This window comes from Nocardia sp. NPDC050175, assembly GCF_044459885.1.
Classification (GTDB): Bacteria; Actinomycetota; Actinomycetes; order Mycobacteriales; family Mycobacteriaceae; genus Nocardia.
Genome location: NZ_JBITJI010000007.1, coordinates 98,833 through 120,553 on the forward strand (window position 1 = coordinate 98,833; position 21,721 = coordinate 120,553).

Annotated in this window: 23 protein-coding genes and 1 pseudogene; 12 read left to right on the top strand and 12 right to left on the bottom strand. The window is 66.8% G+C overall.

Features of this window, described 5'->3' with window-relative positions; translation table 11 throughout:
• Positions 1–537 precede the first annotated feature (537 nt).
• The 3 genes from ACIBK2_RS24430 to ACIBK2_RS24440 all read left to right on the top strand — a co-directional run bounded on the left by ACIBK2_RS24430 (position 538) and on the right by ACIBK2_RS24440 (position 3,865).
• Positions 538–1,770 (top strand): transcriptional regulator, encoded by a 1,233-nt coding sequence (locus ACIBK2_RS24430; RefSeq protein WP_396970121.1) that lies wholly within the window; start codon positions 538–540, stop codon positions 1,768–1,770.
• A gap of 179 nt (positions 1,771–1,949) precedes the next feature.
• A complete protein-coding gene (locus tag ACIBK2_RS24435) occupies positions 1,950–3,467 on the top strand; it encodes an aldehyde dehydrogenase family protein (protein WP_396970123.1) in 1,518 nt (505 codons plus the stop codon).
• Positions 3,467–3,865 (top strand): DUF779 domain-containing protein, encoded by a 399-nt coding sequence (locus tag ACIBK2_RS24440; protein WP_379291380.1) that lies wholly within the window; start codon positions 3,467–3,469, stop codon positions 3,863–3,865. Before ACIBK2_RS24435 ends, ACIBK2_RS24440 begins: the two co-directional genes overlap by 1 nt.
• Positions 3,866–4,038: 173 nt before the next feature.
• On the opposite strand, the gene ACIBK2_RS24445 is transcribed toward ACIBK2_RS24440, so the two are convergent.
• Positions 4,039–5,592, bottom strand: a complete 1,554-nt coding sequence (locus tag ACIBK2_RS24445) for a succinic semialdehyde dehydrogenase (protein WP_396970125.1) — start codon at positions 5,590–5,592, stop codon at positions 4,039–4,041.
• Positions 5,593–5,832: 240 nt separating this feature from the next.
• On the opposite strand from ACIBK2_RS24445, the gene ACIBK2_RS24450 reads away from it, so the two are divergent.
• The 5 genes from ACIBK2_RS24450 (at position 5,833) to ACIBK2_RS24470 (ending at position 9,976) form a co-directional block, all read left to right on the top strand.
• Positions 5,833–8,214, top strand: coding sequence for a nitrate- and nitrite sensing domain-containing protein (locus ACIBK2_RS24450; RefSeq protein WP_396970127.1), 2,382 nt, complete (start codon positions 5,833–5,835; stop codon positions 8,212–8,214).
• A 2-nt stretch (positions 8,215–8,216) separates the two neighbouring features.
• Positions 8,217–8,642, top strand: a complete 426-nt coding sequence (locus ACIBK2_RS24455; RefSeq protein WP_379291384.1) for a roadblock/LC7 domain-containing protein — start codon at positions 8,217–8,219, stop codon at positions 8,640–8,642.
• Entirely contained in the window at positions 8,639–9,013 is a 375-nt protein-coding gene (locus ACIBK2_RS24460) for a DUF742 domain-containing protein (RefSeq protein ID WP_379322282.1), read from the top strand. The genes ACIBK2_RS24455 and ACIBK2_RS24460 overlap by 4 nt, the downstream gene beginning before the upstream one ends.
• On the top strand, positions 8,994–9,593 hold the full coding sequence (locus tag ACIBK2_RS24465; protein WP_357388804.1) for an ATP/GTP-binding protein: 600 nt from the start codon (positions 8,994–8,996) through the stop codon (positions 9,591–9,593). Before ACIBK2_RS24460 ends, ACIBK2_RS24465 begins: the two co-directional genes overlap by 20 nt.
• A gap of 62 nt (positions 9,594–9,655) precedes the next feature.
• The gene (locus tag ACIBK2_RS24470; RefSeq protein ID WP_396970131.1) at positions 9,656–9,976 is read left to right on the top strand and encodes a hypothetical protein; all 321 of its coding nucleotides are present in this window, start codon (positions 9,656–9,658) and stop codon (positions 9,974–9,976) included.
• 2 nt (positions 9,977–9,978) lie between these two features.
• Here the strand turns inward: ACIBK2_RS24470 and ACIBK2_RS24475 are convergent, their stop codons facing one another.
• From ACIBK2_RS24475 to ACIBK2_RS24490, 4 genes and pseudogenes are all read right to left on the bottom strand, one after another.
• Positions 9,979–10,473 carry a hypothetical protein gene (locus ACIBK2_RS24475; RefSeq protein ID WP_396970133.1) on the bottom strand — a complete coding sequence of 165 codons (495 nt, stop codon included), beginning with the start codon at positions 10,471–10,473 and terminating at the stop codon, positions 9,979–9,981.
• Between the two features lie 31 nt (positions 10,474–10,504).
• Positions 10,505–10,900 (bottom strand): NUDIX domain-containing protein, encoded by a 396-nt coding sequence (locus tag ACIBK2_RS24480; RefSeq protein ID WP_396970135.1) that lies wholly within the window; start codon positions 10,898–10,900, stop codon positions 10,505–10,507.
• A gap of 97 nt (positions 10,901–10,997) precedes the next feature.
• Positions 10,998–11,123: pseudogene (locus ACIBK2_RS24485) on the bottom strand (integrase core domain-containing protein); the annotation flags it as partial.
• A gap of 7 nt (positions 11,124–11,130) precedes the next feature.
• Complete coding sequence (locus ACIBK2_RS24490; RefSeq protein ID WP_396970137.1) at positions 11,131–11,496, bottom strand: VOC family protein; 366 nt, start codon at positions 11,494–11,496, stop codon at positions 11,131–11,133.
• 95 nt (positions 11,497–11,591) lie between these two features.
• Here ACIBK2_RS24490 and ACIBK2_RS24495 point away from each other — a divergent pair, with 95 nt between their 5' ends.
• Positions 11,592–12,557 (top strand): helix-turn-helix transcriptional regulator, encoded by a 966-nt coding sequence (locus tag ACIBK2_RS24495; protein WP_396970800.1) that lies wholly within the window; start codon positions 11,592–11,594, stop codon positions 12,555–12,557.
• Positions 12,558–12,606: 49 nt separating this feature from the next.
• Here the strand turns inward: ACIBK2_RS24495 and ACIBK2_RS24500 are convergent, their stop codons facing one another.
• Positions 12,607–13,086, bottom strand: a complete 480-nt coding sequence (locus ACIBK2_RS24500; protein ID WP_396970139.1) for a winged helix-turn-helix transcriptional regulator — start codon at positions 13,084–13,086, stop codon at positions 12,607–12,609.
• Positions 13,087–13,140: 54 nt separating this feature from the next.
• Between ACIBK2_RS24500 and ACIBK2_RS24505 the strand changes: the two genes are divergently transcribed.
• Together ACIBK2_RS24505 and ACIBK2_RS24510 are read left to right on the top strand one after the other, a co-directional pair.
• Positions 13,141–13,947, top strand: a complete 807-nt coding sequence (locus ACIBK2_RS24505; RefSeq protein ID WP_396970140.1) for an acyl-CoA thioesterase — start codon at positions 13,141–13,143, stop codon at positions 13,945–13,947.
• Positions 13,948–13,962: 15 nt separating this feature from the next.
• Positions 13,963–15,423, top strand: a complete 1,461-nt coding sequence (locus ACIBK2_RS24510; protein WP_396970142.1) for an MFS transporter — start codon at positions 13,963–13,965, stop codon at positions 15,421–15,423.
• A gap of 601 nt (positions 15,424–16,024) precedes the next feature.
• Here ACIBK2_RS24510 and ACIBK2_RS24515 read toward each other — a convergent pair.
• The 3 genes from ACIBK2_RS24515 to ACIBK2_RS24525 are packed head-to-tail and all read right to left on the bottom strand — an operon-like array spanning position 16,025 to position 17,639.
• A complete protein-coding gene (locus tag ACIBK2_RS24515; RefSeq protein ID WP_396970144.1) occupies positions 16,025–16,282 on the bottom strand; it encodes a DNA glycosylase AlkZ-like family protein in 258 nt (85 codons plus the stop codon).
• Between the two features lie 17 nt (positions 16,283–16,299).
• Positions 16,300–17,247: a M56 family metallopeptidase gene (locus ACIBK2_RS24520; protein WP_396970146.1), complete on the bottom strand. Its 948-nt coding sequence runs from the start codon at positions 17,245–17,247 to the stop codon at positions 16,300–16,302.
• Positions 17,244–17,639 (bottom strand): BlaI/MecI/CopY family transcriptional regulator, encoded by a 396-nt coding sequence (locus ACIBK2_RS24525; protein ID WP_396970148.1) that lies wholly within the window; start codon positions 17,637–17,639, stop codon positions 17,244–17,246. Before ACIBK2_RS24525 ends, ACIBK2_RS24520 begins: the two co-directional genes overlap by 4 nt.
• Positions 17,640–17,781: 142 nt before the next feature.
• Here ACIBK2_RS24525 and dinB point away from each other — a divergent pair, with 142 nt between their 5' ends.
• Positions 17,782–19,014 carry a DNA polymerase IV gene (gene dinB, locus ACIBK2_RS24530; RefSeq protein WP_396970149.1) on the top strand — a complete coding sequence of 411 codons (1,233 nt, stop codon included), beginning with the start codon at positions 17,782–17,784 and terminating at the stop codon, positions 19,012–19,014.
• A gap of 126 nt (positions 19,015–19,140) precedes the next feature.
• On the opposite strand, the gene ACIBK2_RS24535 is transcribed toward dinB, so the two are convergent.
• The 3 genes from ACIBK2_RS24535 to ACIBK2_RS24545 form a co-directional block, all read right to left on the bottom strand.
• Entirely contained in the window at positions 19,141–19,554 is a 414-nt protein-coding gene (locus tag ACIBK2_RS24535; protein ID WP_396970151.1) for a nuclear transport factor 2 family protein, read from the bottom strand.
• Positions 19,555–19,716: 162 nt separating this feature from the next.
• On the bottom strand, positions 19,717–20,595 hold the full coding sequence (locus ACIBK2_RS24540; RefSeq protein ID WP_396970152.1) for a phosphoribulokinase: 879 nt from the start codon (positions 20,593–20,595) through the stop codon (positions 19,717–19,719).
• Positions 20,596–20,625: 30 nt separating this feature from the next.
• Complete coding sequence (locus ACIBK2_RS24545; protein ID WP_396970154.1) at positions 20,626–21,705, bottom strand: class 1 fructose-bisphosphatase; 1,080 nt, start codon at positions 21,703–21,705, stop codon at positions 20,626–20,628.
• Positions 21,706–21,721: the final 16 nt, after the last annotated feature.

A 21,721-nucleotide genomic window follows, 5' to 3' on the forward strand; every position in this document is an offset into this window, starting at 1 on the left:
TGAACAGTCAGCATGTCGTCGCAGCTGTAACCAAGGTGGTGGGTGAGATCGCGTCTGTTGATCTTCGTAGTAAACAGCGTGCGCGACACCGCAGCGACTGCGTGCGCCCAAGAGGCTGCCCGGGCTCGGGCCGTAATCGATCGCCCGACACCGAGGTACAGGCTGAGCGGCAATTGCCCCCGTTGATCTTCGCCGCCATGCAGACGAACGCGCGACTGGTCGGTAGCCGATCCTGCGGCGGCTTACGAGCTCTCGTGTCGCCATAGTGGACCGCAGCGACTGCACGCACGCGAGGGGCTGCGCGGGCTCAGGCCGTAATCGACCACGTGACACCGCGGTACGCACCGACTCGAACCGAATTCAACGGTGCCGCACTCGGGTCCACAACAGACCACGCGGCACCGTAACGAACACGCGCCCCGCCACGCCGAGCCGACACGGATCCACCACATGGGGACCGTTCGGTTTGCTGCCAAACTCTCCCGCGCCTGTCGTGCGTACGCCAGAATGAGGGAGCGAATGTGAGCTCACACGACGATGGGGTTCCCCGAAGTGGCACAGTTCCGCACCCTGACCCAGCAGCGAGCCGAGCTGGCGAAGGAATGGGAGCGCTGGGCTACGGCTCCGAATATCGCGACACCACCGGCCCGAACGACGTTGCTGCGCACCGACGTCGCGCAATCCTGGCAACGGTCGCTGCACACCGTCGACCCGGCCGTCACCGAAGCACCCGGCCTCGACGACATCAGCGACACCTGGTCGCAATCGCCGCTGCGCACCCCGATCACCGAACTGTCCACCGACCTGCGCGGCATCACCGAGGATGCGGGCTACCTCGCCGTGGTCACCGATGACGCGGGCACCATCCTGTGGTCGTGCGGTGACCGCACCCTGCGCCGGCAAGCCGAGGACGTCAACTTCGCCCCGGGCGGCTGCTGGGACGAAACCCACATGGGCACCAACGGATTATCGCTGGCCCTGCACGACGACCGCCCCTGCTCGGTGTTCTCCGCCGAGCACCTGGTCGCCGCCCTGCACGGCTGGGTCTGCTACTCCGCACCGATCCACGCCCCCGACGGACGGCAGGTCGGCGTGCTCGACCTGTCCAGCTCCTGGGACCGCTCCCACCCCGCCGTCATGACCTCCGTGCGCGCCCTGGTGACCGCGGTCGAGACCATGCTGCGTGCCGCCGCCCCCGCACCGACTCCGGGCGTGCGACTCGAATGTCTTGGCACCGCACGACTGTTGCGCGACGGCCGCCCGGTCCCGCTGCCGCCACGTCAACTCGAGATCCTCGCCCTGCTGGCCCTGGAACCCGACGGCTTCACCCCCGAACAACTGCACGCCGCCGTCTACGGCGACCGCGCCGTGTCCACCAGCACCCTCAAAGCCGATGTCTCGCACCTGCGTCGCGCCACCGGCGGTGAGATCACCAACCGCCGTTACCTGCTGACCGGCCCGGTCTCCTGCGATGCGGTGGACTTGCTGGCCGCCGTCGCGGCGGGCGACACCACCTCGGCGGTCTGGCTCTACCGCGGCCCGCTGCTGCCCGGCTCGGACACTCCCGGCGTGGTGCAGTGGCGCTCGTATCTCGATGTCGGCGTACGCAATGCGGTCCTGGCCAGCGACCGAGCCGAACACGCCGTCGCCTTCGGTGAACGCGCACCCGGCGACATCGAGGTCCACGAACACGCCCTGCGCCTGCTGCCCCTCGACGATGTCCGCCGCGCGGTAGTCGCCGCCCGTTTGCACACTGCCCTGCGCACTTAATATCCGCAGGTCCGAAGGTTGAAGCTCACGGCTGCGCCTCGCTAGCGCTCGGCTCCGTCGTGCGGTACCCGCGCTGTGTCTTCGGTTCGCTCGCTGACGCTCGCTCACACCACCAACCTCACACCAACCTTCACCGTCCATAGTTGCCCTCTCAGAGTAAATCTGTGAGGAGCGAAGCCATGATCTACGCCAGACCGGGGTCCGACTCCGGCATAGTCAGCTACGCCACCCGGTACGACAACTTCATCGACGGCGACTGGGCCGCACCTATCGAAGGCCGCTACTTCGACAACGCCTCCCCGGTGGACGGCGAAACCTTCTGCACGGTAGCCCGTTCCAGCGCCGCCGACATCGACCTGGCCCTGGAGGCCGCCCACGCCGCGGCCGAACGCTGGGCCGCCACTTCACCCGCTCAGCGCGCCGCGATCCTGCACCAGATCGCCGACCGCATCGAGGCCAACCTCGAACCCCTGGCCGTCGCCGAAACCTGGGACAACGGCAAACCGATCCGCGAAACCCTCGCCGCCGACCTGCCTTTGGCCGTGGACCACTTCCGCTACTTCGCCGCCGCCATCCGCGCGCAAGAGGGCAGCGTCGCCGAAATCGACGGCGACACCGTCGCTTACCACTTCCACGAACCGCTCGGCGTGGTGGGCCAGATCATCCCGTGGAACTTCCCGATCCTGATGGCCGCGTGGAAGATTGCCCCCGCGCTGGCCGCGGGCAACTGCATCGTGCTCAAACCCGCTGAGCAGACACCGGTTTCGATCCTGCTGGTCATCGAGTTGATCGCGGACCTGCTGCCGCCCGGAGTGCTCAACGTGGTCAACGGATTCGGTGGCGAAGCCGGAAAACCCTTGGCGTGCAGCCCGCGGGTGGCGAAGCTGGCGTTCACCGGCGAGACCACCACCGGGCGGCTGATCATGCAGTACGCCAGCGAGAACATCGTCCCGATCAGCCTCGGGCTCGGCGGCAAGAGCCCCAACGTCTTCCTGCCCGATGTCATGACCGCCGACGATGCGTTCCTGGACAAGGCGATCGAGGGTTTCGTGCTGTTCGCGCTCAACCAGGGCGAGGTCTACACCTGCCCGTCGCGCGCGCTGATCCACTCCTCGATCTACGACGAGTTCCTGGCCCGCTGCGTGGCCCGCACCGAAGCCATCATCGGCGGCGACCCGCTCGACGAGACCACCATGATCGGCGCTCAATCCAGCAACGACCAGTACGAGAAGATCCTGTCCTACTTCGACATCGGCAGACAGGAGGGCGCCCGGGTCCTCACCGGCGGGGAAGCCCGCAAGGTCGACGGGCTACCCGGCGGCTACTACATCCAGCCCACCATCTTCGAGGGCAGCAACACCATGCGGGTGTTCCAGGAGGAGATCTTCGGACCTGTGGTCTCGGTGACCCGGTTCGACACCGTCGAGGAAGCGGTGCGCATCGCCAACGACACCCTCTACGGTCTCGGCGCCGGCGTGTGGACCAGGGACGGCAACACCGCCTACCGGCTGGGCCGCCGCATCAAAGCGGGCCGGGTGTGGACCAACTGCTATCACACCTATCCCGCGCACGCCGCGTTCGGCGGCTACAAGAAATCCGGCATCGGCCGCGAGAGCCACAGGATGATGCTGGATCACTATCAGCAGACCAAGAACCTGCTGGTCAGCTATTCACCGACGAATCAGGGGTTGTTCTGATGCAGCAATCTCGAACCCACCGGGTCGCCATCACCGAGCGAGCCCGGACGGTGTTGCGGCAGTTGATCGAATGCCACGGCGCGGTGCTGTTCCATCAGTCCGGCGGGGTCTGCGAGGGCAGCTCCCCGATGTGTTTCCCGGTGCGCGAGTTCCGGGTCGGCGGCGCCGACGTGCTGCTCGGTTACCTGCCCTGGCACACCGAATTCTGGATGAGCGCCGAGCAATACGAGGTCTGGAAACACACCCACATCACCGTGGATGTCGTGAACGGGCGAGGCAGCAGCTTTTCCCTGGAGGCGTCCGACGACGTGCGCTTCCTCATCCGATCGCGGCTGCTCACCGACGAGGAGGTGGCCACCCTCCCACCGCCTCGCACCGGTGCCGATCGGATGACCTGAATAGACCCTCGGAATCTCCGAGCCCGCGCGGGTCGAACCGGACGATCGCGCGGCACGGGCGTCGCTTCGTATCCGCCGCGGCCATGTGCGGATCGGGAGGACCCCGGCGCTCGTCGGGGAAACCGGCGGCGGCGTCCGTCAGGTGGCGCACGACCACCTGACGGACGCCGGTATCACCTACCCGGCAGGAAACGCAGAGTGCGGGTGACCGTCATCAGGAACCGCTGCCACTTGTCCTGCGAAACCATCGGCGGCGCATCCAGATTCAGGAACCGCGTGACCACCACGGTCTGCGGCTCGGTGAACTTCAGCAACCCGTCCGGACCGTGCCTGCGCCCGACCCCGGAAATGCCCATGCCGCCCATCGGCGCGGCCGTGCTACCCCACGCCGGCGCGTAACCCTCATCGACACACACCGTGCCCGCGTGCAGTTGCGCGGCGATGCGCTCGCCCTCGGACTTGCTGGCCGCCCACACGCTGGCGTTGAGCCCGTACTCGGTGTCGTTGGCCAACCGGATCGCCTCGTCGACGGTGTCGACCGGGTAGATCGAGACCAGCGGGCCGAAGGTTTCGTTGCGCCCGCACTCCATCTCGTCGGTCACGTCGGCGAGCACCGTCGGCTCGAAGAACAGCGGCCCGAGATCCGGGCGCGCCTTGCCACCGGCGAGCACCTTGGCGCCCTTGGAGGTGGCGTCGGCGACATGCTTGGTCACCGTCTCGAGCTGCGCCTCGGAGATCAGCGAACCGATATCGGCCGAATAGTCATAGGTGGCACCGAGTTTCGCGGCCTTGACGGCGGCGACGAACTTGGTGGTGAACTCCTCGGCGATCGACCGTTCGACATAGAGCCGTTCGATCGAAATGCACAGTTGCCCGGCATTGGAGAAGCACGCACGCACCGCGGCCTTGGCGACCTTGTCCAGATTCGCGCCCTTGGCCACGATCATCGGATTCTTGCCACCGAGCTCGGCGGAGAACCCGATCAACCGCCGCCCGCACTGCTCGGCCAGGGTGCGCCCGGTCGCGGAGGAACCGGTGAACATCAGGTAGTCGCACTGGTCGACGATGGCGGTGCCGACCACGGTGCCCGGACCCGGCACGACCGCGAGGAGATCACGCGGCAGCCCTGCGCGGTAGAGCAATTCGGCATTGGCCAGCGAGGAGAACGGCGTCTGACTGTCCGGCTTGACCACCACGGCATTGCCCGCGATCAACGCCGGAATCGAGTCACCGATCGAGAGCAGCATCGGGTAATTCCACGGCGCGACCACCCCGACGACACCCTTGGGCTGGGTGCGCACCGAGGTCCGGTTGAGCATCGGGAACGCGCCCGGAACACTGTGCGGGGCAAGCAGATTCGGGCCGTGCTTGGCGAAATAGCGGGCCGCGAAGATCAGCCCCATGATCTCTTCCTGGGCCGCCCAGCGCGCCTTGCCGGTCTCGGCCTGCACCACATCCATCAGGAACTCGCGGTTCTCCACGATCAACGCCCGATACCGCTCCAGCACCGCGGCCCGATCGGCGGCCGGGCGCGCGGCCCAGCGGGCCTGCGCGGCGTGGGCCTTCTCGAACGCCGCCGCCACATCCTCGACGGTGCCGACCGGAACACTGCCCAGCGTCGTGCCGGTGAAGGTCTCGGCGATCGTCTTGCGCGGGCGATCCTCGGGGCGGTCGATCGCGGCCAGCGCGCTCAGACGGTCGAAGACTGCGGCTTCGGGCGCGGGCATCGTTGCCTCCTAGGTGTGTGTCGATGCGATCTCATGTAACCGCGAGATACACACAATCTACGCCGGACCGGGCCTCATCAGAAGTCACCACCCTTCACACCGGCCACGTCGATCGCGCGTCCGGACGGAAAAATCGCCTTCCGAACGGCCTCAGCGCCGTCGCGGCGGCAAAGTCAATTCCAGTCCCACTCACCGGGACACAACGGCCGAGCGGTCCGTTTTGTGGTTTAGGTTGTGCCGATGTTCAGAGCGAGGCTCGGGGTTCGTACGCGGATTCTGGCAATCGCGCTCATTCCGAGCTTGACTCTGCTTGTAGTCGGCGTGGGCGCAGCGGGGTATCTGGTAGCCGAGGGGACCAAGGCCAAGGAATGGGCGGTCCAGAATCAGAACGCCATCCCGCACACCAGAGAGCTGATGGAGGCGGTCCAGCAGGAACGCCGCCTGACCCTGGCCCAGCTCGCCGGTGACGAGACCGTGCCCCCGGCACTGGCCGCCGCGCGCATCCGCCTCGACGGCGCCATGCGCGGACTCATCGAGGCCTCCACCGGACTGCGCAAGGTCGATGACTCCAAGATCGGTGACGACGTCGCGGGCTTCAACACCCTGCTCAGTCAGATGACCCAGGTGCGGATGGCCACCGACGCCGCCCAGCTGCAACCCTCCGACGCGTACATGTTCTACAACCGGATCCTCGACGTCATCTCCGTCGGCACCGACATCGCCGAGCAGTCCGCCCCCGACACCGAGATCGGTGTCGCCATCGCCGACGGCATGCGTTTCCTCAACGCCGCCGAAGCGATGTCGCGCAGCAACGCCCTTGGCGTCATGCTCGCCACCACCAACGGGCCAACGCCGATCCCGATCGAGGAGTTCCTGCGCCAGGTCGGCTTCTACCACAACGAAATCGGTAACCTGTCCGCCGAATTCCCCTCCGGCGCCCAGCACGACCGGCTCCAGCAGATCACCGGCAGCAACGCCTGGCAGCAGCTGTCACAGATGGAAACCGCGCTCGCCCAACGCTATTTCGCCCAGCAGGCCACTGCCGCCGCCAGCTCGTCGAGCGGATCGAACTCCTCGAGCAATAGTTCGTCGAGCAATGGTTCGTCGAGCAGCAGCGCCAAGCAGTCGCTGCCGGTGCTGCCGCTCTCGACCACCGACTGGCAGAACGCCGCCGCCGAGGTCAACCGCTCGCTGATCGATGTGTGGATCTCGCAGAACCGCCACTCCCAGGAACTGGCCGAGGACAAGGCCAACACCTCCGCCGCCAACTCCCTCTACGCCGGCGGCGGCGTGCTGCTGGTCTCCATCGCCGCGTTCCTGATCGCCCTCGTGCTCGCCAACCGAATCATCCGCCGCCTCAAGCGACTACGTAAACAGACCTTCGCCCTGGCCGACGAACGACTACCCGACACCATGCGCAGGCTCAACGAGGGCGAAACCATCGACCCCGCCGCCGAAACCCCGGTCCTCGACTTCGGTCACGACGAAATCGGTCAGGTGGCCAAGGCCTTCCAGCACGCGCACGCCGCGGCCATCGGTGCCGCCGTCGCCGAGGCCCGCACCCGCGAGGGCGTCAAGGCCGTGTTCCTCAATATCGCGCACCGCAGCCAGATCGTGGTGCACCGCCAGCTCGAGATCCTCGACGAAGCCGAACAGCGCCAAGAAGATCCGGTCCTCCTGGACACCCTGTTCCGACTCGATCACCTGGCCACCCGCGAACGCCGCAACGCCGAAAATCTCACCATCCTCGGCGGCGGCCAGCCGGGACGTCAGTGGCGTAACCCGGTTCCGCTGGTGGATCTGGTGCGCAGCTCGGTCGGGGAAACCCTGGACTATGCCAGGGTGCGGGTGTCGCGGCTGCCGCAGGTGCACGTTGTCGGTACCGTCGTCGCCGACCTCATCCACCTGCTCGCCGAACTCGTCGACAACGCCACCGCGTTCTCCCCGCCGCAGTCGCGGGTCGAGGTCAGCGGCAACGTGGTCGGCAAGGGCGTGGTCACCGAGATCAGCGACCAGGGCATGGGTATGTCCGACGCTGAACTCACCCGCTTGAACGACATGCTGCGCACCCCACCGGATTTCGGTGTCGCCGCGCTCTCGGCCGACTCGCGGCTCGGGCTGTTCGTGGTCGCCCAGCTCGCCGTGCGCCACGGTGTCACGGTGCGGCTCTCGGAATCGGACTACGGCGGCATCAAAGCGATCGTGCTCATCCCCTCGGCACTGATCGTCGCCGAATCCATCCCCGCGCCAACACCTTCCGAGCTCACCGACCCCGGCCGCCGCAGGCGCCTCGCGGCACCGATGACCAGCGAACCCGTCGAATCCGCGCAACCGGTCACCGGTGCGGTCGCCACCCTGGCCCTCGAATCCCCCGCGCCCTACAGCCCGCGACCCCACATCCCACCCGCGCCGCAGCCGGACGGTGACGGCCGCCCCGCCCTGCCTCGACGCAGCAGACAAACCAATCTGGCACCACAACTGGCCGAACCCGCACCCGAGCAGTCCGCACCCGCGGCGCCCGCCCGCTCGGCCGAACAAGCACGCGATCTGATGTCCGCCATCGAGAACGGGACCAGGCAGGGCCGACGCTCCGCCGTCATCCCGGACGAACAGGAAGGTTAGGGGTGTCCTCTTCTCCCACAGGTGATCTCAATTGGCTGCTCGACGATCTCGTCGACCGGCTGGCCGGGGTGCGCCACGCGGTGGTGCTGTCCACCGACGGACTCTTACTCGGCCGCTCCAGCGCGATGACCCGTGAAGACGCCGAACACTTCGGCGCGATGTCCTCGGCGCTCTACGGGCTCGCCCGCAGCGCGGGCAACCGATTCGACGGCGGCGGCGTGCGCCAGGCCGTCATCGAACTCGATCGGGCAGTGCTGTTCGTCACCTCCGCCGGCGACAACGCCTGCCTCGCACTGCAAGCCATCGAGTCCGCGAACCTGGGCATGGTGGCCTACGAGATGAACCTCACCGTCCAACGCGTCGGCAACTACCTGTCCACCACGCCACGACGCGACCTCGTCGGACAGGGTGAGTCGAATCTGCCATGACCCACCCGCGTGAGCCCTGGTTCGACGAAGCGGCAGGCCCGCTGGTCCGCCCGTACGCGGTGACGCGCGGGCGCACCGCGGGCGGCGGTCCCGAACTGGACATGCTCACCTCGGTGGTCGCCGACGAATCGGCGGGCACCTCGCGCCGGATGGAACCCGAATACGCCGATATCCTTCGGCTGTGCCGTGTTTCGCAATCGGTGGCCGAAGTGTCGGCACAGTTGCGTTTACCGCTCGCGGTGACGAAGATCCTCGTCGGCGACCTAATCGGCGACGGGCAACTCATATTCCGTGCTCCCGTCCCGACGGAAGCCGGGCCCGAAGACCTCAACATATTGCGAGCGGTACTGGATGGAATCCGAAAACTTTGACCCCAGCGGCACGCCGCACCTGGCCGCCTCGGTCAAGATCCTCGTCGCCGGCGGGTTCGGTGTCGGCAAAACGACCATGGTGTCGGCGATCAGCGAGGTCGCGCCCCTGCGCACCGAGGAACTGATCACCGAGGTCAGCACCGGCGTCGACGATCTGTCCGGCGTGGAGCAGAAGACAACGACCACGGTCGCCTTGGACTTCGGCAGGCTCACCATCGACAAGGACCTGGTGTTGTACCTGTTCGGCACACCCGGGCAGGACCGCTTCTGGTTCCTCTGGGACGAGCTCGCGCGCGGCGCGCTCGGCGCTGTCGTGCTGGCCGACACCCGACGGCTCGGCAATTCCTTTGCCGCCGTTGACTTCTTCGAGCGGCGGCGACTGCCGTTCATCGTCGGCGTCAACTGCTTCGACGGAGCGCCGGTCTACACGATCGACGAGGTGCGCGACGCACTCGACCTCGATCCCAACACGCCGGTGCTGCTGTGTGACGCCCGCGACCGTAACTCGTGTAAGACGGTGCTGACGACACTGGTGGAACATCTCATCGAGCGCGTACAGCGTCCGGCCGTCACCACCTGAACAACCGACAGCCCCGCCACCTCGGGGCTGTCGGGGTTTCACCGTTCGAAGGGAGTCGGGTTATGCGTATCGAGCGAACCCTTGCCGCCGTGATCGTTTCGAGTGCGCTGATGTTGTCTGTTGCCGCGCCCGCGGTCGCTGAATCCGGGGCCGCGCCGGTTGCCGCGCCCGCCGTGGCCGAATCCGGGGCCGCGCCGGTTGCCGCGTCTGCCGTCGCCGAACCCGAGGTCGCGCTGGTGGGCTCGACTACGCAGGACTCCGGGGCCACACCGGTGGTCTCGACCGTGGACTCCGGGGCCGCCACCTACGCCCGCGAATTCGTGTTCTTCCTCGTGTGTTTCCTGAAGGGCCAGCTCGTCGGCTCGACGTTTCCGCTCTGCTGAACTCACGCCTGATCGAGCCAGGCGAGGAACAACAGCACGCCGGCCGCGTACACCAGCACCGCCACCACAACCGGCCAGCGCGGTGCTGCGCGCCCGAGTACCGCGCGGGTGAGCCACACCTGCAGCGTGCCCAGTCCGGCGAGCAGCAGCAGCCACACCGGCACCAGGGCGGCACCGATCAGCAGGTGCACCGACCAGGCACCGGCCAAAGTCGGGCCACCCCAGGCATTCTCGTACCCGCTCGTCAGCAGCGGATACAGCGCGCCACGCACCGCGCCGAGCACCGCCAGGAACGCGAAAAACCAGGTCACCACCCCGAGCGCGCCACTGAGCAGCGAGTGCAATACCGCACGCACTGCCGAATACTTACGCGGAGTGACGGATTCACCGAGCAACCGCCGCGGCACCCGCAGTCGCGGCGGGACCGGGCCGACCGCCAGCGGCAGCGCCCACAGGGCATAGGCCGCCGCGCGCAGCCACCCCGGGACCAAACTCATACCGCCGACCGTAGCGCGTTGCGCCTGCGGCTCAACGCAATCGGCCCGCATCCACCAGATCGTCGAACAACAGCTGATCCACCGGCGGCACCAGCCCCCGATCGGCGTAACTGAACCACGCCATCTCCTCGATCTCACTACTCGCGGCGAGCGTGCCGCGATAGTCAGCGGTATAGCAACTCATCCGAACCACCTGCTCAGGTGCGTGCACCGCCTCGTAGGTACCGACGTGAGCAACCGTCTCCGGCAACAACGCGACAGTGAGCTCCTCCTCGATCTCCCGGACCAAGGTCTGCAGATCGGTCTCGGCGCCCTCACGTTTACCGCCAGGGATGTAGAAAACATCTTTACCTCGCGGCCGCGCACACAGAATCCGCCCACCCTCGATCCGCACCCACGCCACCGTATCGATCAGCCGCCCATCCACCCCCGCACCCTAACCACCCGCCACCCCGGGTAGCCAAACCGACACCAGCAAGTTGTGTGCCGGTGAGCCGAGGCACGAACGGCGGGCAGATTCGCGCCTAGTTGTACTGGTCGGGGACGTTGATCAATCGTGAGAACGGGGGCTGGTTGCCGCAAGCGGTGTGCGGCCGGTGCTGGTTGTACTGGTGCAGCCACGGTGGCAGAGCGTCTCGGCGTTGTTGCTCGTGCAGCTCAGTCCACCGGGGAGACCCGGATGAGGTTGCCGTCGGGGTCCGCGATCACGAACGTGCGGCCGAAGACAGCGTCGTGCGGTTCCTCCACGACATGGACTCCCTTCGAGGCCCAACTCGTGAAGATCTCGTCAACTGCGGATGGTGGTCCCGGCACCATCAGTCCAACCTCGCTCGTGCGAGAGGTGCTCGGGACCGCATGCTCGCTGTAGCCCGTCCACAGCGCGAACAGGACACCGGGGGCAACCTCAAAAGCAACGTAGTGGGGACTGATGAAGGTCGGTTCGATCTCGAACAGGTCGCTGTAAAAGGCGGTAGCGGCCTGGGTATCGCGGACGCGGATCAGGAACAGGTTCGGTGCGGGCATAGAGCGCTCCTCAACTAGATGATTTCTCGGTACCGCTCCATCTGATCGCCTCATCGCGACAGAACCTGTCACCTTTTCTGTGAACATTGGTCAGCATGAAGGCTTCAAGGCTGTTGCACCTCTTGCTGCTTCTGCAGACCCGTCAGCGCATCACAACCACCGAGCTCGCCGACCGTCTGGAAGTGTCTCGGCGGACTGTGCTGCGGGATGTCGAGGCGCTCTCGACAGCAGGTGTGCCTGTCTATGCCGAACGCGGGCGGAACGGCGGGATCGTCTTGCTCCCCAGTGCACGGCTCAACGCATCCCATCTGGAACCACCAGAGCTGGAGGCCCTCTCCGTAGCCGGTTTGGACAGCGCGCAACTCGAGCGCATGGGCCTGTCTGCGGTGTGGGAGTCGGCCGCGCGCAAGATCGCCGCCCGACAGGCTGCAGCACCTGAGTCGCCGAGCCTGCTGCGACTGGCGGACCTGGTGCTGGTGGACAGCACCGCGTGGTTTGCTGGCTCAGAGGCAGCGGTCGACGTATCCGATCTGGCCTCGGCCCTTCGACACCGACGGCGGCTGCGAATCCAATACCGGCGCAGCGCCGAGAATCAGGCCTCGACGCGGGTGGTCGACCCGTACGGGATCGTGGCGAAATCAGGCCGCTGGTATCTCATCGCCGACGATCAGGGGGACGGTCGGCTGTTTGCTCTGGAACGACTCTCGGCCTACGAACAACTCGACGCACCAGCTGCTCTCCGACCAGACGAAACCCTCCGCACCAGATGGGCCGCGTTGAAGGAACGCACCGAGCGGCCAGGTCGCGTGAGCGTAACCGTCCGCCTGCCAGAAAATGGCCTCGACCTGGCGCGGCGCATACTCGGCAACCGCATCCACGATGTCTCCGACGCGGAAAACGGCTGGTGCACCGTCGTCGTCCGCTACCCCGACATCGAGTCTGTGCGTCAGCTCCTCCAGTTCGGCGACCACATCGAGATACTCACCCCAGAGACAGCCCGCGAACGGATCAGTCAGCTCGCCACAGTCCTGGCTGAAAGACACTCACCCCCAGCCTCGTGACTGCCAACCGGAACGCCCTGCTCTCAATCAACGTCTCCGGTCAGTACACCTAGTGGGTGGGGACCGGGAGCAGGGCGGGGGTGCGGGCGCCGGGGCCGAGGGTTGGCTGTAGGTCGGAACGGGTGACGGGTTCGCCGCAGTGGGAGCAGACCGGCTCGATTACTGCGGTGTGGCCGCAGGTCTTGTGTATGAGCTCGAGTGGTGGGCCGGTGGGGGCGGACCAGTCGTCGCCCCATTGGCGCATTGCGGTGACGACCAGCCAGAGGGAGTGGCCCTTGGGGGTGAGGCGGTAGTCGTGGCGAACGGGGTTGTCCTGGTAGGGCTCTCGGGTCAGGATGTCGTGCTCGATGAGGTGCTCGAGGCGTTGGGTCAGCACGTTGCGGGCGATGCCGAGGCGGTCGCGGAAGTCGTCGAAGCGGGTCACGCCGAGTAGGGCGTCGCGCACGATCAGCAGCGTCCACCACTCGCCGACCACTTCCAGGCATTGGGCCAGCGAGCAGTTCATGTCTTCGAAGCTCGTCCTGCGCATACCGCACAGCATAGTCGGTTGCTTCATAGAACCCACTACCCTATGGTTCGTTGCATGATGCAACTCACTGGGCGGTCGGTCGGCGACACGTTCGCGATCACCGAGACCGACTACCAGGTCTGGCAGGCACACGTCGACGTATCGTGGCGTGGCTGGACCGGCCCGCACGGCGGGGTGATCGCCGCTCTGCTTGTCGAGGTGGCCCGGCGGGCGGGCGGGAACGAGCTGCCGGTGCGGGCGGTGGATCAGCGGTTTCTCGGGCGACCGAGCGAGGGGGTGTTCACCTTTCGGGCTACGGTCCACTCGGTGGGTCGTAGCACCGTGGTGATCGACGTGCAGGCGTTTCAGGGCGCGGGGGTGCTGGCCGCGGCGTCGGTGACCTTCGGTCGCACCATCGCGACCGGCGTCGCCGAGTACACCGGGATCCCGGCACCCGAGGTGCCTGCTCCCGAGCACTGTCGGCAGTTCGCGCTGCCACCCGAAATCGTCCCGGCGGCGGCACATTTCGAGATCCGGCCCGCAGCGGGGCCGCTGCCGCTGACCGGTGCCGCCGAATCCATGATGTGCGCCTGGATCTCGATCGTGCCCGGGATGTCACTCGACGCGGCGACGCTGGCGATCCTGGCCGACGCGCTCCCGCCCGCGTTCTTCCCCACCCTCACCGCGCCCGTCGCGGTGCCCACCGTCGCGCTGTCGATGCACCTGCACACCGATCAACTCGACACCACACCGCAACCGGTCCTGGTGCGCACCACCAATGCCTCCACCGACGGCGGCTGGTCCGTCGACGATATCGACCTCTGGGACCGGGACGGCCGAATACTGGCCTCCGCCAGGCAAACCCGCCGTGTGCTCGGCTGAATCGGAGAGACCGTCATGACTTTCACCGCCCTCCCCCGCGCACGGGCCGATTCGCGGATCGTGTTCGCCATCGTCTCGATCGGCGTGCTGCTGTCGAGTCTGGACCTGTTCATCGTCAATGTCGCATTGCCCGACATGGCTGTCGATTTCGGCGGCGCCGACATCGCCGGATTGTCGTGGGTGCTCAACGCTTACGCCATCGTGTTCGCCGCACTGTTGGTGCCCGCCGGACGCCTCGGTGATCGGGGCAGCAACCGGACCACCTTCCTGATCGGGCTCACCGTGTTCGTGATCGGGTCCGGGCTGTGTGCCACCGCGTGGGATGTGGGGTCGCTGGTCGGGTTCCGGGTGCTGCAGGCCGTCGGTGCCGCGATGCTGATCCCCACCTCGCTGGGATTGGTGCTCGCCGCCACCGCACCGGAGCGGCGGTCCGTCGCGGTGCGGTTGTGGGTGGCCTTCGGCGGGCTCGGTGCCGCACTCGGCCCGGTGCTGGGCGGCATCCTGGTCGAATTCGGCTGGCGCTGGGTGTTTTTGGTGAACGTTCCGCTGGGCATCATCGCCATCGTGCTCGGGCTGCGGCTGCTGCCCAACCCGCCCGGTGACGGCGGTCGGTTGCCGGATCTGTTCGGTGCGCTACTGCTCGTCGGCACCATCGGCGCGTTCGTTCTCGCGCTGGTCAAGGGCGAAGACTGGGGATGGTCCTCAGCCGCAGTCCTGCTCACCTTCGCTGCTGCCGTACTACTCGCGATCGCCTTCGTCGTCTCCTCGGCCCGCCACCACAGCCCCGTCGTCGACCCAGCCTTGTTGCGCGCCCCCAATTTCGCGCTCATGGCAGGCAACTCGATCTTCTTCAACATGGCCTTCGGCGCAATGCTGCTGTCCTCGGTGCTGTGGACACAGAACGCCTGGGGCTGGTCGGCGCTGCGCACCGGCCTCGCCATCGCCCCGGGACCACTCGTCGTGCCGATCGTCGCGATCCTGGCAGGCAGACTCATCGCCCGCATCGGCGCGGGCCCCGTCATCGCCGCAGGCGGAGTCACCTTCGCCGCGGGCATGCTGTGGTGGGCCCAAGCGATCACCCTGCAACCTGATTACGTCGGTGGGCTTCTCGGCGGCATGCTCGTCAGCGGACTCGGCGTCGGCCTCAGCCTGCCCACCTCCTTCGCCGCCGGCACCAGCGGCCTGCCACCCCAGCGCTTCGCCACCGGCTCCGCCGTGCTGAGCATGGCCCGCCAAATCGGCCTAGCCCTAGGCGTCGCCCTATTCGTCGCCGTCCTCGGCACCCCCACCGGCCCCCAGGCGACCCTCGACGCCTTCCACCGCGGCTGGTACGTCACCGCCGCCGTAGCAGTCCTCGCCGGCCTGATCGGATTGCGCGCCAAGATGCCCTCCGCGACTGCGCCCCAACCAGATTCGACCACCCGACCATCCGCAGACAATCCGCACGAGCCAGCCCCGAGCAGAATCCCCAGCTGACACCCACGCACCGCCGAGCACGGCACGCTGCACTGAATCTGCACTCTCTCTCGGGCCCCGCACCGACTCTAGGGCCCTATTCCGAGTGCCGATCCCGAGAGAGAGTGCAGATCCGAGGCGATACCCCCTTGGGCCGCAACCACGCCCAGCCCGCCACGCGACCCGCGTGTACTGGGTGTGCAAGGTGTACGACGGTAGCTCGACCACCCCAGGAGTCGAGATCCGCTGATTATCGAGCTCCCGCAACGCCACCACGGCCAGGTCACCACGCGAAAACCTATCCGTACACCCACCGTGTCAGCCCCACACCGCCTGTAGTGGGTGTGCAGCCGACACAGCGGCTTCACCACCCCGGAACCCGAGATTCGCCGATTATCGACCAGCGCGGCAGGTACGAGAACTGCGAGCACTGACCTTCCAGGTTCGATATTCACTGTGGGCCGGGTCGGCCCACCCACACGGGAGCTATTCGTACCTGCGCGTCTCTTGGATCGGACGCTTCGGGCGGGAGTGGGACCGCCGGTGATCCGAGCTCAGCAACGGCGTGCCGTGGCCGACCCCGGACCGAAGTGGGGATGCCGTGCGATTCGGCTGCTCGGTCTTACCCGGCGTGAGTGAGCGCATGCAAAGTGCCACGCATCGCCCACGTCTTGATCAAGGTACCGTCGTTGAGTTCGCCGACCAGCGCACCGCCCGCAGGAGCCGAACTACGCAGCGCCACCGCCATTTCCGCGGCCGAGGTGACCTGCGCCTGCACCCCGCACAACCGGGCGACGATCTCCGACACGCCCGCGGCGGGCTCAGCGACATACTGTCGCCGCAATCGCCACGCGAAAACCTGATCCCAGGTGAGGCGCACGGTAACTCCTTACAACATCAGCCCAACACAGCGCTGCAGAACGCTACCGTAGCCGCGACGAACGCCAATCCGGTTACCGTCGCCGCGATCACACCGAGCAGCGCCGTGCGGGTCGTCGCCCGCCGCATCCGGCTCACCGGATCCACCAGACGCTCGGCCCGGGCCAGCACCGCGGTCCCCGCGGCAGCCATCGCCCCCTCGGGCAACGCCTCGGACACACCGAGGATCGCCAGCAACCCACCGAGCAACGGCTCCGAACCATGCTTGTCGGCGGCCTTGTCATCGGCACACATCTCCAGCAGCCGGGTGATCTCGGCGGTGCCCGCGGTAACCAGCCGCAACCCCGGCAACGTGGTCGCGATCGCGCGCAGCACCGCGGTCAACGGCGCATGCCTGCCCGACAGATGCGCCCGTTCATGTGCCAGCACCGCGGCCAGCTGATCCGGCGCCAACGCATCGAGTGCGGCACTGGTCACCACGATCGTGTCGGGCCGCCCCGGCACGCAATAGGCTTGTCGCTCCGGCGAATCCAGCACCAGCGCGCCCAGCCCGGGCACCCGGCGCCCGACCAGCCGCAGCGCCTTCGCGTGCGCGTGGGTGCGCCTGCGCATCTCCCGCACCACCGACACCGCCCGCGCCACCACCGCCAGCGTGCATGTCGCGACCAACGCGCCGACCGCGAAGGTGACCGCCTTGGTCGCGCCGCTGCCGTCGTGGATCGGGTTCCACATGATCGCGAAGCAGGCGCGCAACGCGTCGTGCGGATGTCCCCAGTAGGTGGCGAACTCGACGGTGAGCATGGTCGCCGCCGCGGCCCACGCGCCGAGCGTGCCGACGATCGCGACGACCCAGGCGATGATGCCGAGTCGCGGCGCGTTGCCCCGACGGGTCAGCCTGCGCAGCACCGGCGGCCCGAGTGTGGCCACGGTGGCGCCGTACAACATCAACGCGATCGCCAGCGTCATGTGGCGTCACCCGGCGGTGCGTCGGGGGTTTTGCGGGCGGTGATCCTGCGCAGCGCGGCCCGCAATCCGGCCGATTCCTCGGCGCTGATCCGGTCGACGAAATGGCTGAGCACCAGATCGGAGCGCCCGCCCGCGCCGAGCGCCTCGAGCATCAGCCGGGCACTGTGCTCCTCGCGGGTCAATGTGGGCCAGTACTTGTAGGCCTTGCCGGAACGCTCGCGCGCCAGCCAGCCCTTGCGGTGCAGGTTGTCCATGGTGGACATGACGGTGGTGTAGGCGATTTCGCGCTGTGCGGACAGTTCGTCGAAGATTTCGCGCACCGTGGTGTCCTCTGCGTCCCGATCCCAGATGCGGTCCATGATCACCGCCTCCAGGTCTCCAAATCCGCGCACAGTACCGACTCCCTCATCCAAAAACGTGCCCTGCTGTCGGGCCAGCGTACCGGTTAGTCCGAATTGCTACGTAGCCAAGCCGTAGATTTGGGTGTTTTCGGCGATGATCAGGGTTCTGCTTGTCAGTGGGTCATGCGAACATATGTTCGTGTCCGATGCACCCGCCTCCCGCCCGCGGATCGTCGCGCGGGCCGAGGCCTCGATCCTGCACGCCGATCTCGACTCGTTCTATGCCTCGGTCGAGCAGCGCGACAATCCCCGGCTGCGCGGCAAACCGGTCATCGTCGGCGGCGGTGTCGTGCTCGCGGCCAGCTATGAGGCGAAGGCGTTCGGGGTGCGCACGCCGATGAACGGTGGGCAGGCGCGGCGACTGTGCCCGCACGCGATCGTGGTGCCGCCGCGGATGTCGGCGTATGCGGAGGCGAGCAAGGCGGTGTTCGAGGTTTTTCACGACACCACACCGATGGTCGAGGGTGTGTCGATCGATGAGGCGTTTCTCGATGTCGGCGGGCTGCGGCGCATCGCGGGCGAACCGGTCGGCATCGCCGAACGCTTACGCAGCCAAGTGCGCGATCAGGTCGGGCTGCCGATCTCGGTCGGCATCGCCCGCACCAAATTCCTCGCGAAAGTCGCCAGTGCCGTCGCCAAACCCGACGGCCTGCGCTTCGTACCACCCGATGCCGAACTCGACTTCCTGCACCCGCTGCCCATCGAAAGACTGTGGGGCGTAGGCGAAGTCACCGCTCGCATCCTGCACGAACACGGCATCACCCGCGTCGGCCAACTCGCCGACCTCGGCGAAAGCCCGCTGCGCGCCCTCCTCGGCGCAGGCGCCGCCCGCCACCTCTACGCCCTGTCCTGGGCTCGCGACCCCCGCCGCGTCGAAACCGGCGTGCGCCGCCGCTCCATCGGCGCCCAACGCGCCCTCGGCCGCCAACTCCACCCACCCGACGACATCGAGGCCTACCTGCACGGCCTCACCGACCGCCTCGGTCGCCGTCTCCGTGCTGCCGACCGCATCTGCCGAACCCTGGTGCTGCGCATGCGCTTCGACGACTTCACCCGAGCCACCCGCTCACACACCCTGCCCGAAGCCACCGACCACACCGAGACCCTGCTGTGCGCCGCGAGGTCACTACTGGCCACCGCCATGCCGATGATCCAGGAACGCGGCCTCACCCTGATCGGCCTCGCGCTCACCAACCTCACCGACGCAGACCCGTTCCAACTGTCGCTCCCCTTCGAAGCGCGCGCCACCAACACCCTCGACGCCACCCTCGACGACCTACGTCAGCGCTTCGGCTCCGCCGCGATCACCCGCGCTGCCTTGCTCGGCCGCGGTGAGGGCTTGTCGGTGCCGCTGCTGCCGGACTGACAGCACCCCGCGCCGCGGCCATGCCCGGCGGGCAGCACGGTGAGTTCATGCGGGCATCGAGCAGTTCGATTCGACGATGTTGCCGCGTTGACGATCGGCGCCGGGCGTCCCTGGGAACCGGCCCGGTTATGAAGCCGACTGGCCTTGTGCGGCAGCCAACGCCTCTTCTTGAATCTGCGGGAACTGGGCGGCCATGGCTTCGGACAACGCCTGGGCGGCCGACAGCGGGCGGATCATGACGGTGAAGCTGTCGATCTTGCCGTTGTCGTCGTAGTGCAGGAAGTCGCAGCCGTTGACGGTCTTGCCGTCCACTTTCGCCTCGAAGATCAGCGCGTGGTCGCGGCCGTCGGGGTTGGCGATCTCGCGCAGGTAGTGGAAGTCCTCGAAGACGCGCAGCACGCCACGCAGGATGGCGGCGGTGAGCGCCTTGCCCGGGTAGGGCTTGAACGCGACCGGGCTGGTGAATACGACGTTATCGGCGAGCAGCGCCTCGACCGCCTCGGTGTCTCTGGCTTCGACGGCCTCGCGGAACGTAGTCATCACGGCACCTCGCATATGCAACTCGTTGAATAGGGTCGGTTCGAGGGTAACGCAGAAACTTCCGAGTGGCATCTACCTCAGCGCCGCGCACCGAACGTCACCCTGCGCACAGAATCGTTGGCGAATCCGTGCGCTGACCGCGAATTCGTGCGCGGCGAGTGATCAGCGCGAGCGCTTGGGGCGCTTGTCCATGAGACGCAGGATCAGCGGGGTGAAGATCAGCTGCATCGCCAGTTCCATCTTTCCGCCGGGTACCACGATGCAGTTGGGGCGGGACATGAACGAGTCGTGCAGCATCGACAGCAGGTAGGGGAAGTCGATGACCTTCGGGTCGGCGAAGCGGATGACGACGAAGCTCTCATCGGCGGTGGGGATGCTGCGGGCGATGAACGGGTTCGAGGTGTCCACCGTGGGCACGCGTTGAAAGTTGACGTAGGTGTGGGAGAACTGCGGGCAGATGTATTTCACGTAGTCGGGCATCCGCCGCAGGATCGTATCGATCACCGCCTCGCTCGAATATCCGCGCTCGGTCTTGTCGCGGATCACCTTCTGAATCCATTCCAGATTCACGATCGGCACCACCCCGACCAGCAGGTCCGCGTACTGCGCGACATTCACACTGTCGGTGACGGCGGCACCGTGCAAACCCTCGTAGAACAGCAGATCGCTGCCGGGCGCCAAATCCGCCCACGGCGTGAACGTACCCGCGGGCTGCCCGTGCGGCTTGGCCTCGGGCTCGTCGTGCAGATACTTGCGCACCGACCCGACCCCGGTCTCGCCGTAATCACGGAACAACGTCTCCAGCTCTTTGAGCAGATTCGCCTCCTCCCCGAAATGCGAGAAGGTCAGATTGCGGTGCTGTTCGGCCTCGGCCATCGCCGTCTTCATCTCGTTGCGGTCATAGCGATGAAACGAATCACCCTCCACCACAACGGCATTGATGCCTTCGCGACGGAATATCTCCTGAAATGTCCGTGTGACGCTGGTCGTTCCCGCACCGGATGATCCGGTGATCGCGACGACGGGATGTTTGACCGACATGACACCTCCTCGATTGCCGGACAACAGATTTCAGTGCGGCGCCGGACGAAACAGCGACCGCGACCCGAACAACGAGCTGTCGAACACATGCCCGTCGTCGGGTTCGCTGTGATAGCGCTCGATCCGTTCGACCTCGTTGCGCGACCCGAAGATCAACGGCACCTGATGGTGCACGTGCTCGGGCGGCACCTCCAGCACCCGCTCGCCACCGGTAGTGGCCCACCCGCCGGCCTGCTCGACGATGAACGCGATCGGATTGGCCCCGTAGAGCAACGACACCCGACCGGGGCGCACCGGCGGGCGATTGTCGTGCGGATACAGATACACCCCGCCCCTGGTCAGGATGTGGAAGGTGTCCGCGACGAGCGACGCCACCCAGCGCATGTTGAAATCACGTCCGCGCGGTCCCTCCACGCCGTCGAGGCACTCGTGCACGTACCGGCGCACCGGTCGCTCCCAGAACCGTTCGTTGGCGGCGTTGATCGCGAATCCGGAGGTGTCCTCGGGGATGCGCATCCGCGGATGGGTCAGTACGAACGCACCGATCTCGCGGTCGAGGGTGAACCCGTCGACACCGCTGCCGGTGGTGATCACCAGCATGGTCGCCGGCCCGTAGAGGGTAAATCCGGCGCAGACCTGGCGCACACCGGGCTGCAGGAAGTCATCGGCGGTGAGTGAGCCGTGCTCCCGCTCCGATGCCCGCAGCACACTGAAAATCGTTCCGACAGGCAGGTTTACGTCGATATTGGAGGAACCGTCGAGAGGATCGAAGGCCAGCAGATACTTGCCGCGCCGATGCGCGTCGGGCACGGGGTGGATGGTCGACATCTGCTCCGACACCAACGCGGCCAGATGCCCCGTCCATTGGGTCTCACCCACCATGATGTCGTTGGCGATGGCGTCGAGCTTGCGATGCACCGTCGGCGGCAGATTATCCGGTTCGGCCGCGCCTAGTGACCCGACGATGGCACCCCGGGTCACCTGGTTGGCGATCATTTTCGTTGCGGTGGCAACGACATTCAACAACGCGGAGAACTCACCGGACGAGCCGGGATGGCGATGCTCCTCCTCGATCGTGTACCGGGTGAGCGTCTTCAGTCCTTCTGGCATGGGCGCCTCGATCTCG

Bases quoted from the DNA above. Each gene is read 5' to 3' on its own strand.
- ACIBK2_RS24430 (WP_396970121.1), top strand. From the start codon at position 538: ATGGGGTTCCCCGAAGTGGCACAGTTCCGCACCCTGACCCAGCAGCGA.
- ACIBK2_RS24435 (WP_396970123.1), top strand. From the start codon at position 1,950: ATGATCTACGCCAGACCGGGGTCCGACTCCGGCATAGTCAGCTACGCC.
- ACIBK2_RS24440 (WP_379291380.1), top strand. From the start codon at position 3,467: ATGCAGCAATCTCGAACCCACCGGGTCGCCATCACCGAGCGAGCCCGG.
- ACIBK2_RS24445 (WP_396970125.1), bottom strand. From the start codon at position 5,592: ATGCCCGCGCCCGAAGCCGCAGTCTTCGACCGTCTGAGCGCGCTGGCC.
- ACIBK2_RS24450 (WP_396970127.1), top strand. From the start codon at position 5,833: ATGTTCAGAGCGAGGCTCGGGGTTCGTACGCGGATTCTGGCAATCGCG.
- ACIBK2_RS24460 (WP_379322282.1), top strand. From the start codon at position 8,639: ATGACCCACCCGCGTGAGCCCTGGTTCGACGAAGCGGCAGGCCCGCTG.
- ACIBK2_RS24465 (WP_357388804.1), top strand. From the start codon at position 8,994: ATGGAATCCGAAAACTTTGACCCCAGCGGCACGCCGCACCTGGCCGCC.
- ACIBK2_RS24470 (WP_396970131.1), top strand. From the start codon at position 9,656: ATGCGTATCGAGCGAACCCTTGCCGCCGTGATCGTTTCGAGTGCGCTG.
- ACIBK2_RS24475 (WP_396970133.1), bottom strand. From the start codon at position 10,473: ATGAGTTTGGTCCCGGGGTGGCTGCGCGCGGCGGCCTATGCCCTGTGG.
- ACIBK2_RS24490 (WP_396970137.1), bottom strand. From the start codon at position 11,496: ATGCCCGCACCGAACCTGTTCCTGATCCGCGTCCGCGATACCCAGGCC.
- ACIBK2_RS24495 (WP_396970800.1), top strand. From the start codon at position 11,592: ATGAAGGCTTCAAGGCTGTTGCACCTCTTGCTGCTTCTGCAGACCCGT.
- ACIBK2_RS24500 (WP_396970139.1), bottom strand. From the start codon at position 13,086: ATGCGCAGGACGAGCTTCGAAGACATGAACTGCTCGCTGGCCCAATGC.
- ACIBK2_RS24505 (WP_396970140.1), top strand. From the start codon at position 13,141: ATGATGCAACTCACTGGGCGGTCGGTCGGCGACACGTTCGCGATCACC.
- ACIBK2_RS24510 (WP_396970142.1), top strand. From the start codon at position 13,963: ATGACTTTCACCGCCCTCCCCCGCGCACGGGCCGATTCGCGGATCGTG.
- ACIBK2_RS24520 (WP_396970146.1), bottom strand. From the start codon at position 17,247: ATGACGCTGGCGATCGCGTTGATGTTGTACGGCGCCACCGTGGCCACA.
- dinB (WP_396970149.1), top strand. From the start codon at position 17,782: ATGTTCGTGTCCGATGCACCCGCCTCCCGCCCGCGGATCGTCGCGCGG.
- ACIBK2_RS24535 (WP_396970151.1), bottom strand. From the start codon at position 19,554: ATGACTACGTTCCGCGAGGCCGTCGAAGCCAGAGACACCGAGGCGGTC.
- ACIBK2_RS24540 (WP_396970152.1), bottom strand. From the start codon at position 20,595: ATGTCGGTCAAACATCCCGTCGTCGCGATCACCGGATCATCCGGTGCG.
- ACIBK2_RS24545 (WP_396970154.1), bottom strand. From the start codon at position 21,705: ATGCCAGAAGGACTGAAGACGCTCACCCGGTACACGATCGAGGAGGAG.